This window comes from Planktotalea sp., from assembly GCF_050633725.1.
Lineage (GTDB): Bacteria > Pseudomonadota > Alphaproteobacteria > Rhodobacterales > Rhodobacteraceae > Planktotalea.
On the sequence record NZ_JBOEHB010000026.1, the window covers coordinates 26,492 to 39,526 of the forward strand.

The following is a 13,035-nucleotide window of genomic DNA, read 5'->3' on the forward strand; positions in this document are numbered from 1 at the left end:
CAAATCCTAGACCTCTAGCCATTCCTTGCGCACATCTTCGCGCTCTTTCAATTCGGCGGGTGTGCCTTCGAACACAACCTGCCCATGTCCCATTACGTAGACGCGGTGCGCAATGTCCATTGCAATCGAAAGTTTTTGCTCGACCAAAAGCGTGGAAATCCCGCGATCTGCGATCTCTTTCAGCACGTCAGCAACCTTTTGCACCATCTGCGGAGATAGCCCTTCTGTCGGCTCGTCGATCATCACGAAATCAGGATCGCCCATCAGCGTGCGGCACATAGTTAACATCTGTTGCTCGCCGCCAGAGAGCACCGAAGCCTCGACATCGGCGCGCTCATTGAGGTTTGAGAACATATCGAACATCATTTGCATCGACCAACGTCCAGCCCCGTCCTTTTGACCGGGCTTAAGGCCCAACGTCAGGTTCTGCCGCGTTGTTAGGCCCGGAAAGATATCGCGGTTCTCGGGCACATAGCCGATGCCCATATTTGCGATTTCATAGGCCTTGCGACCTGCAATCTCTTGGCCTTTGAACTTAACCGAGCCTTTGGGTTCGACCTCTCCCATGATCGCTTTGCACGTTGTTGAACGACCCACCCCGTTACGCCCCAAAAGCGCAACGATTTCGCCTTCTTGCACGTTCAGCGAGACGCCCTGCAAAATGTGAGATTTGCCATAGTAGGCATGCATGTCCGTTACTTCGATCAATGGTCTGCCTCCAAGGCTGCGCCTAGATAGGCTTCTTGCACACGAGGGTCGCCCCGCACGTCTTCGGGTCGCCCTGTCGCGATGATTTCACCGTAAACCAGCACCGATATGCGATCCGCAAGGCCAAAGACAACGCCCATGTCATGTTCGACCATAATCAGCGTTTTGCCCTCTGTGACCTTCATAATCAGATCGGTGATATAGTCCGTTTCCGAATGGCTCATCCCCGCTGTTGGTTCATCCAGCATGATCACATCCGCGCCGCCTGCGATGGTGATACCAATCTCCAGCGCGCGCTGCTCGGCATAGCTGAGCGTGCCTGCAGGCAGATCACGCCGCCCCAGCAGGTTGATCTGATCAAGGATCGCATCCGCCCCTTCGGTCAATTGGCGCGACTTGTTCACCAGGTTCCAGAACGAATATTTATACCCCTGCGACCACAAAAGCGCACAGCGCACGTTTTCGAAAACGGTCATATTGGGGAAAATATTAGTGATCTGGAACGAGCGCGACAGACCCATGCGATTGATCTCGTAGGGTTGTTTGCCGCGCAGGTTTTGCCCGTGCAGTTTCACAGACCCAGCCGTCGGAGCAAAACGCGCGGTGATCAGGTTGAACAAGGTCGATTTACCCGCCCCGTTCGGCCCGATGATGGCGTGACGTTCAGCCTTGCCAATCGAGAGGTCGATACCGCGAATGATCTCGGCTTTGCCAAAGCTCTTCTTAAGCCCTGACAGTTCTAGTGCAGCTACGCTCATGATGCTCCTCCTGCGGAGTTGGCTTCGTCCCAGGCTTCTTTCAGCGCGGGGGCCGTGCGCTTTGCGATCCCTAATCCGATAACCGTGACAACAGCCGCAATAAGCCAAGGCATCAAAGTATGGCTATCAAAGGTTGTCCAGAACAGCGTCATCTCATGATCCCCCGTTGCGCCATGGCGATAATGGAATGTCATTTCGACAAGAGCGCAAAGACCGAGGATACCGATCGCCGCCGGGATAAGGGTTTTGATATAGGGCTGCACGAGCAGCTTGGCCTTACCCAACTTGAATGCAGGCACATGCATCATCATCAACCCTGCCAAACCACCGGGGAAGAACATCACCGTCGCAAGGAAGAGCGCCCCAGCGTAAAAGGCCCAAAGTTCGGTTTGCAGGCTAAGAACCGTTTGCACCAAGGTAAAGACAATCGCGCCAATGATCGGGCCAAAGAAGAAACCGACGCCGCCGAGGAAGGTCACTAATAGGATGACGCCAGAGGAGGCCGTGTTGAGGTTTTCTTCCGTGAGGATCTCATAGTTGATCGCGAAAAGCCCCCCCGCGACGCCCGCGAAGAAACCCGATGCAACAAAGCTGTAATAACGGACCCAGCGCGCAGAATAGCCAAGGAACTCCGCGCGCTCTGGATTGTCACGCACCGCGTTCGCCATACGGCCAACAGGCGTGCGGGACCAGAGGTACATCAGAGCCGCCGAGAGTAAGACCCAGAAAGACGTCAGGTAGTAGACGTTGATCTGCTGCAAGAACTCATTGCCAAAGAAGGGCATCGCGTAGGTTCTATCGCCAGAGATGCCTTCCTCGCCGCCGAAGAAGGCGACGATGATGACGGAGCTGGCGGCGATAAGCTCGCCAACTCCTAGGGAGATCATCGCAAAAACGGTGCCCGCGCTACGGGTCGAGAACGAGCCGACAATCATCGCAAGCCCCATGCCGAACAGGCCACCAAAGACGGGCAGAACTGGCAGCGGGAAACTGGCGAACAGATCGGACATATTCATGATGTGCATACATGCAAATCCGCCCACACCCGCATAAACCGCATGTCCAAAGGAGAGCATACCGCCCTGCCCCAGAAGCATGTTATAGGCCAGCGCGAAGATCACGGTGATCCACATCTGGTTCATAATCGTCAGCGCTGAATTTGACGTGAAGATAAACGGCATGATCATCAGAGCCACGGCAGATAATATCCACGGCATCAGCGTTAATGTCATCGAGCCGGCCCGCATCCGCTGGGCTGGTTTGCTCGGATCTGTTGTCAGTTGATCATTCATGATTCACGCTTTCCGAAGAGACCTGCAGGACGGAAGATCAGGATCAAAACCATCAGGATATAGGGCAGAATATCGGCAATCTGCGGGCTGGTGACGGTCCAAAGATCGCGGAAGATATTATCGTCCAGGTTCTCAGGCGTCGAAATACCAATCGCATTGAGGATATCCGACATGGCGAGATTGTAGGACTTCGCGAATGTGGTGATCCAGCCGATCAAGAGCGACGCCACAAGCGCGCCCCAGAGCGAGCCGAGACCGCCGATGACGATGGTCACAAACACGATTGAACCAAGCACAAAGGCCATGCCCGGGAATGTCCCAAGCACTGGGCCAGCGATCACGCCAGCAACACCCGCAAGCGCTGTGCCAACACCAAAGACACCCATAAAGATCAACGGTACGTTATGTCCCAATGCCTCAACCGTGCGCGGATAGCTGAGCGCCGCTTGGATGATCATACCGACGCGGGTTTTTGTCAGGACATAGAGAAGCCCCATAAAGATGCCGACCGAGATGAAGATCATGAAGATCTTGTNNGTCAAAACTTCGGGAATATTAAAGGGCATCTGGTTCTTACCCCAGATAAACTGCACCATCTCTTCAATCAGCAGGGCTAATCCGAATGTGAAGATAAGCTCAGGAACGTGGCCATATTGATGCACACGCCGCAGCCCGTACCGTTCCACCCCTGCCCCAAGGACACCAACGATAATGGGCGCAATGAGCAAGCCCATCCAGAACCCCAGCGCAATGCTGATCTGATACGCGAAGTACGCGCCGAGCATGTAAAAACTCGCATGCGCAAAATTGAGAACGCCCATCATTGAGAAAATGAGCGTCAAGCCAGCCGAAAGCATAAAGAGCAGCAATCCGGTCACAAGCCCGTCGATTATGTTGACGAGGATGAGTTCCATCGGTCCCCCCAAAGGGTAGCAGTGAGTTTAGATGTGAAGACATCCCGCCCTACAGGTTACGCAGGGCGGGATTGAAAGCGGCCCTCTTAAGGGCGCTTCATCTTGCAGGTTGTTGGGCTGTCCATAGACGCCATCTCAACCGTGGACTCTGTCAGAACACCAAAGCCCGACTGGTCATAGTCAAAGTCGATGTTTTCGTCCGTGTGGACACCAACATACATGTCTTGAATCAGCTGGTGGTCTTGTGGACGCATAAAGACTTTGCCGCCCCAGATGGATTCATACTCCATACCTTCGAGCTGACCCGCAACCGCGACAACATCTGTCGCCGAGCCTGCGCCTTCAATCGCTTTCGCAAGCATGCCGATCACATTGAAAATGCGGGGTTGATCGACGTTTCCATCCGGATGCTTGGCTTCAAACGCCTCATAGGTGGCACGTGCGCCGTCATTGCCAATCGGGTTCACGCTACCCTGAGAAATCAAACGTACGCGGTCCTTCGCGCTCTCGCCGAGCGCAGCCGTGATACCAGAGCCAGCAGCATAGTAAGTGAAGATCGGGCCGTCATAACCGCTTTCAATCAGCGAGCGACCAAGGCCAACCATGTCCGCGCCCCAGTTACCTGTGATAACTGCGTCCGCTTCCGAGGCGATGATTTTGCGTGAGTATGGCGTGAAATCTTTCACTTTGCCGATTGGGTGCAACTCGTTGCCGACGATCTCAACATCCGCGCGCTTTTCGCCAAGGTTCTTCACAGCCGCCGCCGCAACCGCCTTACCAAAGGAATAGTCCTGACCAATGATGTAGACTTTCTTCATGTCCGCGTTTTCGGCCATGACGTCCGTCAAAGCATCCATTTTGATGTCCGCATTCGCGTCAAAACGGAAGTGCCAGAAGTTACACTTGTCATTCGTCAGAGCTGGATCAACAGCCGCATAATTCAAGAACAGAACGCGGTCATCCGGGTTACGTCTGTTGTGCTTGTTGACGGCTTCGGTGATCGCATTTGCCACGCCAGAGGAGTTGCCCTGAGCAATGTACCGAATGCCCTGGTCAATCGCGACCTGAAGCTGGATCAAGGACTCTTTCGGGCTGATCTTGTTGTCAAAGGGAACGATTTCCATATTCGTTCCGCCAAGGACACCGCCCTTTTCGTTGACCATATGATCAACAGCAAACTGAAACTGGTGCAGACCATTGGTGCCGGTGCTTGCAAAGGGCCCAGATAGCGGGTCAATAAAGGCAATCTTAATGTTCTCAGCAAACGCCGCTGACGCGCCAATAGCCAGAGAAAGCGCTGATACAGCACCCAACTTCAAAAATTTCTTCATGTTTTCCTCCCAAGGATAAATCGCGCCCCATTCTTTGTTCGAGGTCTCGATCAATGAAGAAAGACTTGCATACCTTCAATTAAAGTCAAGGCTGTCGCGCTTATGCTTCGCGCTGGAAAATCCGTGAGTTATCTCGCCTCTATCTGCGTCAACGGGCGCGATGCTCATTTTTTGCGCAATGGGTCGAGCACATTGAACCTTGTTTTTATTATGTTTTTCGAAGCTTCTGATCACGCAGTGAGCAATTTCTCTGACGTCAGTGACGAGCAATTCGGCAATCAAAATTGCTCATATGCAGCTCGGAATTGGCTAAGTTACGCTGGGTCAAAACTTGTCCAGCAGGGGTCGATGTTCCGCATTGCGAAACTGCATCCCGCAATGACTAATTCAGTGTGTTCGAGCGTAAAGAGTCCGCCGCCTGAATCAGTTTTGGTCCGTAGACGCTTTCAAGTTGCTTGGGTTTCACCTGAAATGAAGGACCGCCAACATTTAGCCCGTACACCTTAAGTCGGTTCAAAGAATGGATCGGAACAGCGATCGCATTTACATCACGCCGCCATTGCCCATAGCCGGTGCAAAAGCCTTTAACTTCATACACCGACTTGGCGTCAGCGTAGCGCCTGCGCCCTTCGAGTTCTGTCTCTTTGCTCACACGTCCCGCGATCTCGAACACCGCTTCGCGCGCGTCGTCATCTTTTCCTACCAATATCGCCAGACCCACCGAGGTCGTGAACAACGGCAATCGGCTACCGATCTGACCAACCAACGCCACAGGCTCGTGCGATCTCAGGTGTGCAACATAGACAGCGTCCAACTGATGCTGCTCTGCCAAAGACACCGTCAGATGCAAGTTTGGGCCTTGGTGAATGCGCTTCATTTCTTGATGCAGAAGGTCTTGAATATCGAGGCTCGCCAACACGCTAAAGCCGAGATGCAAAACGCCTGCGCTGAGCCGATATGTTCCGGAACGTGGATCAGAAACAAGATAGTCCAACGCGCAAAGCGTATGGGTTAGCCGCGAAATCGTGGCTTTGGGCAATCCTGTGCGCTCAGAAAAATCAGAGTTGGTAAGGGTGACTTCGCCGTCGCGGAAACACCGCAAAAGCTCTAACCCACGCGCGAGCGCTGTGACAAAGTTTCGGTCCTTGTCGCCACCGTCTGAGCGTAGATCGTCCATCATTAGCCCCGCTTTAGTGCATCAAGCCCGTGCTTGGCAAAAACAGGCACGAACTCACCTAGCTTCAGCGCGCGCTCGGGGTTGGACGCGTTCCCATCCAGCCCGCGCTTCAGAACCCCTTGGATAATCCCCGCCATGCGGAAGAAACAAAACCCAAGATAATATCCGAAATTGTCGATGCCGTTTAGCCCACGGCGTTCGCAGTACTTGGCAATGAACTCTTGATCTGATGGCAGACCAAGCGCCTTGCGATCAAGCCCGCCCATTCCGCGCCCTTCTTTGCCCGCAGGCAATTGCCACTGCATAATGACGCCAGCAAGGTCAGCGAATGGGTGGCCAATTGTGGACAGCTCCCAATCCAGCACCGCACGGCACTGCGTTCCTGATGCATCAAAGATCATATTGTCGAGGCGGTAGTCACCATGCACCAGAGTGCGTTGGCCATCATCTGCTGGGCGCTGTTCGACCAGCCCGATCATCAGCTCTTCCATCGCTGGGATTTTTTGCGTCTCGGAGGCGCGGTATTGTTTGGACCAGCGCCCGACTTGGCGCTCGAAATAATTGCCCTCTGGCCCGTAATCGCTCAGGCCAACCGCGTCGATATCAACCTCATGCATCGCTGCCAAAACGCGGCCCATATCATCAATGACACCGCTGCGATCCTCTGGCGTAAGCCCCTGCATCGCGGGTTCATCGAAATTGCGCCCGGGCACGTGATCCATAATGTAGAACATCGAGCCAATGACGCTGTCATCCTCACACAGAAGATGCATTTTTGAGACGGGAACGTCCGTCCCTGCCAACGCCTTTTGCACGCGAAATTCGCGATCCACCGCATGAGCAGATTTAAGCAAGACCCCCGGCGGTTTGCGACGCAAAACATAGTTGTGCGACGGGGTTTTCAGCATGAACGTTGGATTGGATTGCCCCGTCTGAAACTTGCTGACCTCCATTGGCCCCTCGAACCCATCAAGGTTCTCTTTCAGATAGCTACTGACCGCGGCTTCATCCAATGTCTGTGTATCGGCGCTCATCCCTGTCCCCTTTAACTATAGCTTAACAGCTTGGTGCCGTTTGGCGTCATGAAATGTGGTGTGGCGTTGAATTCATGTAAGGAAAACGACTTTCCCGAAAACATGAACCGCGTCATTGCGGTGTTTTTTACTTGTAGATTGAGGGTCATCATTTGCCGTTTTGGCGCGCCCATCGCGACCGAGGTCATTTGGCCGATTACGCCACCCGAAGAGACGACCAAAACCCGCTTGGCATCTGTGTCCGTCGCAAATTGCCGAGCGTCTTCAACGCGCGCGGTGAACTCCGCATATGTCTCGCTCGCCCCATTAAAGGCGGCATCCTGCCATTCAAACACGGTTTCCCGAAGCGCACGAAAGTGGGTCTTACGATCGCCTTTCACAAGGTCAGGCACCTCGCCCTTGAAGCGCGCATTCAGCAGATCGCCAAAGTCGTATTCATTCAAGCCCTCGTGCACCTCAGGAGCCTCAGAATACCCCATCGAAGACAGCGTGTCCTTTTGCCGTTTCAGCGATCCAGTGACTAGCCGATCTGGCACCCAGTCCATATCACGTAAAAGCGCACCAACAGCGCGCGCTTGCTCGTGGCCAAGGTCGGACAGAACATCATAATTGTCCTGCCCGAAAGAGGCTTGGCCGTGGCGTATGACTAATAATTCAGCCACGGCGCACCAACGAGGTGCGACGGGCGCGAGGCAGCTTATCCGAAGGATATGCGTTCGCGCACCTTAGAAATTGATGCGCTATAGTCATGAGAACTCAGCTGCCAGTTTTTCGCCAGCAGCCAAATACTCTGCCTCGATCCGATCCACGATAGCGCCCGCAGGGCCGACCGACTTAATCGCACCAATGCCTTGGCCAGAGCCCCAAATCGTCTTCCAAGCTTTGGGTTTCTCACGATCTTGTCCGAAGTTCATCGACGAGGCATCCGCTTGCGGCAGGTTATCTGGATCCATGCCTGCGTTCTTTACCGAGCCTTTGAGATAATTCCCCCAAACGCCTGTAAACAAAGACGAATAGACAATATCCTCTGCTCCAGAGTCGACGATCATATCCTTGTAGCCTTGATCCGCGTTCGCCTCATCCGTGGCGATAAACGGCGATCCAGCATAACCCAAATCCGCCCCCATCGCGCGCGCAGCGAGCAGGCTTTCGCCAGTGGCAATCGCGCCCGACAAGGCAATCGGACCGTCATACCATTCACGAATTTCGCGCACCAAAGCAAAGGGCGATTGCTGCCCAGCGTGACCGCCTGCACCAGCCGCAACAGCGACCAGACCATCAGCGCCCTTTTCAATCGCCTTCTTGGCGAAACGGTTATTGATGATGTCATGAAGCACAGTGCCACCACAAGAATGCGCGGCCTCGTTCACCTCAACACGCGCGCCGAGCGAGGTGATCCAAATTGGCACCTCATGTTTGACGCAAATCTCCAGATCGCGCTCTAGCCGCGTGTTGGAGCGATGTACAATCTGGTTCACCGCATAAGGCGCGGCGGGACGGTCAGGGTTCGCTTGGTTATGCTTATCCAGCTCCTCTTTGATCTCGGTGAGCCAAATATCAAGCAGCGGATGCTCGCCCTCGCCCTCCCGCGCATTGAGCGCTGGGAAGGAGCCAACGATGCCCGCCTTACACTGCGCAATCACCAATTTCGGCACCGAAATGATGAACAAGGGCGAGGCAATCAATGGAATGCGAAGCCCTTGTAGCGCTGCGGGCAGATGCGCGTCTGCGGTGCTCATAGGACTTCAAACAATCCTGCCGCGCCCATGCCGCCGCCAACACACATGGTGCAAACAACATATTTCGCACCGCGACGTTTGCCTTCGATCAACGCGTGACCGACCATGCGTGCACCAGACATGCCATAGGGGTGACCAATAGAAATCGCGCCGCCATCAACGTTCAACAACTCGTCTGGAATGCCAAGCTGATCGCGTGAATACAGCACTTGAACCGCGAAGGCCTCATTGAGCTCCCAGAGACCGATGTCATCCATCGTCAACCCATGCGCTTTAAGCAATGGCGGAACAGCGTAGATCGGACCAATGCCCATCTCGTCCGGCTCACATCCAGCGGCCATGACACCGACATAACGGCCAAGCGGCTCAAGACCCGCCTTTTCAGCCGCTTTCGCCTCCATCACGACGCAGGCGGAAGCGCCATCAGAAAGTTGAGACGCATTGCCCGCGGTAATGAATTTGCCCTCTTTGATGGTCATGCCGTCTTTGAAAACAGGGTTCAGGCCAGAGAGGCTTTCAAAGGTTGTGCTAGGGCGGTTGCCCTCATCCTTCTCAAGTGTGACTTCATGCTCGGAAATCTCTTTCGTTTCGCGATCCTGCACCAACATAGTAGACGTCATCGGCACGATCTCAGCATCAAAGCGCCCCGCTTGCTGCGCCGCGTGCGTTTTGGCCTGCGAGCCAGCAGCATATTCGTCCTGCACCTCGCGCGAGACATTGTAACGCGCGGCCACGGTTTCAGCCGTCTCAAGCATCGACATGTAAATGTCGGGCTTGTTCTTCATCAGCCAAGGATCTGCCGCAACGCGCAGCTCTTTGGTTTGCACCATCGAAATGCTCTCGACGCCGCCGCCAATGGCTACGTCCATGCCATCCATCACAACCTGCTTCGCCGCCGTCGCAATCGCCATCATGCCAGAGGCACATTGACGATCCACGGACATGCCAGCAACGCTGACGGGAAGGCCCGCGCGCACAGCCGCTTGGCGCGCGATGTTGCCGCCTGAATGACCTTGCTGCAAAGCCGCGCCGAGGATCACATCCTGAACGCTCGCGGGATCAATGCCAGCGCGGGCAACCGCATGCTCGATCGCATGACCTGCCAATTGCTGCGGCGTGGTGTTGTTGAAAGCGCCGCGATAGGCTTTGCCAATCGGGGTACGGGCGGTGGATACGATAACTGCGTCACGCATATGAATTCTCCTGAATCTTGTTGTTTACCAATTCAGCTTGAGGCCACGGGCCTGCGCTGCATTGAGGGCATATTTCTTGGTTTGACTAAACGCGTCGGGCATTTCTTTTTGATCGCTTGGATCGCTGATCTGCGCGAACTGCGCGGCGACGGCTTCGGGCGTGTTTTCATCCCCCGTCAGCGTGATGCCTTGCGTTTCATAGACCTTGGTTTGGGCAAAACTGCCGCCGCCTGCACCCATGATCACATGGCTGGGCGCATCCTCGGATACGAGGTAGAGCAAACCGGGCGTGATCGTTTCGGGCCCCAGCATCTCGGCGGCTTCCGGTGGGAACAACTCTTCCGTCATGCGCGTCACCGCGGTCGGCGCCAGCGTGTTCACGCGGATGTTGTCGCGCGCGCCTTCTAAATGAAGTACGTTCATCAGCCCCATCATTGCGGCCTTAGCTGCGCCGTAGTTCGCCTGACCGAAATTGCCATAGAGCCCCGAGGAAGACGAGGTAAAGACGATCCGCCCATATTGCTGCTCGCGCATGATCGGCCAGCAGGCATGGGCCACATTGGCCGAGCCGATCAAATGCACATCGACCACTTTGCGAAAGGCGGCCATGTCCATTTTGGCAAATGTCTTATCTAGCAGAATACCCGCATTGTTGACGCAAATATCAATGCGCCCCCAAGCGTCCATTGCCTGCGCCACCATATCCTTGACGCCAGCCTCATCAGAGACATCCGCGCCGTGGGCGATGGCTTCGCCGCCCATAGCTCTGATCTCTTCGACCACCGCTTCTGACGCTTCTGATGTCGATCCGGTACCGTCACGCGATACGCCAAGATCGTTCACAACGATCTTCGCCCCGCGCGCCGCCAAGCCAAGCGCGTGAGAGCGGCCAAGGCCGACCCCTGCACCCGTTACAATCGCAACGCGCCCATCAAATCTAATGTCACCCATCAGTGCAGCGCCTGTTCAAAAATGTTCGGGCCAGACATGACGTTTATCCCGCCAGACACAGGGATCACTGCGCCGGTGATGTAAGCGCCGCCACGCCCACAGAGGAAGAGCATACAGCCACCAATATCTTCATCTCGGCCAACGCGTTTCAGCGGCACATCATCACCAACGCGGCTACGCATCTCTTCGTCGTGCGTGGCAAATGCGGTCATGCGCGACACAAACGGCCCCGGCGCGAGGGAGTTCACCGTGATCGCCTCACCCGCCAATTCCTTCGCCAAAATTTTGCTCAGATGAATAACCGCCGCCTTGGACGCGGAATAGCTATAAGCGCCATCGCCCATCTCGCGCTCGCCCATGACAGAGCCGACATTGACGACGCGTGCAGGATCATCAACCGTGCCAGAGGCCTTAAGCATCGGCAGCAATTTTTGCGTCAAATCGAAAAGCCCCGCGACGTTCACATCCATCACCTTGGACCAAGCGCTGAACGGGAACTGCCCCAGCGGCGCGCCCCATGTTATGCCTGCGTTGTTCATCAAAATATCGAGGGTGTCCGTGCGCTCCTTCACAGAGGCAACCATCGCGTTGACGCCCTCTTCGGTGCCAACATCGCCCGCAAAACCTATCGCCTTGCCACTCGCGCCCATTGCGTTCAGCTCGGCAGCTACAGCCTCGCAGGCCTCGCCTTTGCGGCTCGCGATCAGAACCGTTGCACCTGCACGCACCAAAGCCTCGGCCGCCATGCGCCCAATGCCAGTTGCGCCACCTGTGACCAGAGCGGTCTTACCTTCCAGACCGAATAACGTTTGAATATCCATCAAAATCCCCTCGCTTTTGCGATCTTTTCGGCGTGGTAACTATAGTCACCCAGCCATTCCGCACTGACCCGTGCGCGTTTCATGTAAAAACCCATGTCGAAAGCATCGGTCATACCGATGCCCCCATGCATTTGCAGACCCTCTTGCACCGCCAAAATCGCCGTTTGCGTTGCGCGTGCTTTCGCCAAGGATACTGCCAGTTCAGCCTCGCTCGGATCTTCATCCATGACGCGACCCGCGTTCAGGATCGCGCTGGACGTGACTTCAATCTCGCACCACAGATGCGCCGCGCGATGTTGCAGCGCTTGGAAACGGCCAATCTCGATGCCGAATTGCTTGCGTTCTTTGAGATACTCGACCGTCATGCCAAAGGCACCCGCCGACAGACCTGTCATTTCAGCCGCCAGTGCCGCCTGCCCCGCTTGCAGCGCAGGTCGCAGCACATCCATCGCGCTATCAACCGCGCCAAGCACATCTTCGCCCGTGGCCTCGACATCCTCAAAGGTGATCCGCGCCGCATCGCGTGCGTCGATCATGTTGGATTTGTCCCGCGTCACACCTGCACGATCCGCAGGAACGTCGAACAGCGTCAGCCCATCGGCGGTGCGCGCCAGAACCAGCAAGCGATCGGCCAAAGCGCCATCAACGACAAATTGCTTCTTGCCGCTCAAACGGAACCCGTTACCATCCTTGCGCGCCTCCATTTGTGCGCTGTCTGGATCGAACTTTATGCCCTCATCCACCGCCAAGGCATATGTCGCCTCGCCGCTCGCAATCTTCGCCAAAGCCGCATTCGCGCGGCTATCGCTGACCTGCCGCAAGGCCGTTGCCGCGATCACCGCGCTGGACAGGAACGGCGAGACTGCCAATGTCTTGCCCATTTCCTCTGCAATCACATTTGCCGCTGCGAACCCCATGTCAGAGCCACCCGCCTCTTCGGGTACCAAGACGCCCGCCCAGCCCATATCGGCCATCTCTTTCCAGAGCGCCGCGTCGTGGGTTTCACCGCCGTCGCGCAATTCACGTAGCTTGCTGACGGGCGCTGCCCCGTCCAAAAATCCGCGCGCCATATCGGCGAGCATGGTTTCTTCTTCGCTTTTTACCAATTTTGCCATGT

Annotated in this window: 13 protein-coding genes and 1 pseudogene; all 14 read right to left on the minus strand. The window is 55.5% G+C overall.

Annotated elements, in window-relative coordinates:
* Window positions 1-6: 6 nt before the first annotated feature.
* Window positions 7-690, minus strand: coding sequence for an ABC transporter ATP-binding protein (locus ACRBCU_RS16910; protein ID WP_431366597.1), 684 nt, complete (start codon window positions 688-690; stop codon window positions 7-9).
* A 14-nt stretch (window positions 691-704) separates the two neighbouring features.
* Entirely contained in the window at window positions 705-1,466 is a 762-nt protein-coding gene (locus ACRBCU_RS16915) for an ABC transporter ATP-binding protein (protein ID WP_431366567.1), read from the minus strand.
* On the minus strand, window positions 1,463-2,758 hold the full coding sequence (locus ACRBCU_RS16920) for a branched-chain amino acid ABC transporter permease (RefSeq protein ID WP_431366568.1): 1,296 nt from the start codon (window positions 2,756-2,758) through the stop codon (window positions 1,463-1,465). The genes ACRBCU_RS16915 and ACRBCU_RS16920 overlap by 4 nt, the downstream gene beginning before the upstream one ends.
* A partial coding sequence (locus ACRBCU_RS16925; RefSeq protein ID WP_431366569.1) for a branched-chain amino acid ABC transporter permease occupies window positions 2,755-3,293 on the minus strand: 539 nt, incomplete at its 5' end. The genes ACRBCU_RS16925 and ACRBCU_RS16920, both read right to left, overlap by 4 nt.
* 2 nt (window positions 3,294-3,295) lie before the next feature.
* A pseudogene (locus ACRBCU_RS16930) lies at window positions 3,296-3,672 on the minus strand (branched-chain amino acid ABC transporter permease); the annotation flags it as partial.
* Between the two features lie 86 nt (window positions 3,673-3,758).
* The gene (locus ACRBCU_RS16935) at window positions 3,759-5,003 is read right to left on the minus strand and encodes a branched-chain amino acid ABC transporter substrate-binding protein (RefSeq protein WP_431366570.1); all 1,245 of its coding nucleotides are present in this window, start codon (window positions 5,001-5,003) and stop codon (window positions 3,759-3,761) included.
* 382 nt (window positions 5,004-5,385) lie between these two features.
* Complete coding sequence (locus ACRBCU_RS16940; protein WP_431366571.1) at window positions 5,386-6,183, minus strand: IclR family transcriptional regulator; 798 nt, start codon at window positions 6,181-6,183, stop codon at window positions 5,386-5,388.
* A complete protein-coding gene (locus ACRBCU_RS16945; protein WP_431366572.1) occupies window positions 6,183-7,214 on the minus strand; it encodes a phosphotransferase family protein in 1,032 nt (343 codons plus the stop codon). Before ACRBCU_RS16945 ends, ACRBCU_RS16940 begins: the two co-directional genes overlap by 1 nt.
* A gap of 11 nt (window positions 7,215-7,225) precedes the next feature.
* Window positions 7,226-7,876 carry a histidine phosphatase family protein gene (locus ACRBCU_RS16950; protein ID WP_431366573.1) on the minus strand — a complete coding sequence of 217 codons (651 nt, stop codon included), beginning with the start codon at window positions 7,874-7,876 and terminating at the stop codon, window positions 7,226-7,228.
* A gap of 84 nt (window positions 7,877-7,960) precedes the next feature.
* Complete coding sequence (locus ACRBCU_RS16955; protein ID WP_431366574.1) at window positions 7,961-8,953, minus strand: NAD(P)H-dependent flavin oxidoreductase; 993 nt, start codon at window positions 8,951-8,953, stop codon at window positions 7,961-7,963.
* Window positions 8,950-10,146, minus strand: a complete 1,197-nt coding sequence (locus tag ACRBCU_RS16960) for an acetyl-CoA C-acyltransferase (protein ID WP_431366575.1) — start codon at window positions 10,144-10,146, stop codon at window positions 8,950-8,952. The genes ACRBCU_RS16955 and ACRBCU_RS16960 overlap by 4 nt, the downstream gene beginning before the upstream one ends.
* A 24-nt stretch (window positions 10,147-10,170) precedes the next feature.
* Entirely contained in the window at window positions 10,171-11,097 is a 927-nt protein-coding gene (locus ACRBCU_RS16965) for an SDR family NAD(P)-dependent oxidoreductase (protein WP_431366576.1), read from the minus strand.
* Window positions 11,097-11,918 (minus strand): SDR family oxidoreductase, encoded by an 822-nt coding sequence (locus ACRBCU_RS16970; RefSeq protein ID WP_431366577.1) that lies wholly within the window; start codon window positions 11,916-11,918, stop codon window positions 11,097-11,099. The genes ACRBCU_RS16965 and ACRBCU_RS16970 overlap by 1 nt, the downstream gene beginning before the upstream one ends.
* Window positions 11,918-13,033, minus strand: a complete 1,116-nt coding sequence (locus ACRBCU_RS16975) for an acyl-CoA dehydrogenase family protein (protein WP_431366578.1) — start codon at window positions 13,031-13,033, stop codon at window positions 11,918-11,920. The genes ACRBCU_RS16970 and ACRBCU_RS16975 overlap by 1 nt, the downstream gene beginning before the upstream one ends.
* Between the last annotated feature and the right edge of the window lie 2 nt (window positions 13,034-13,035).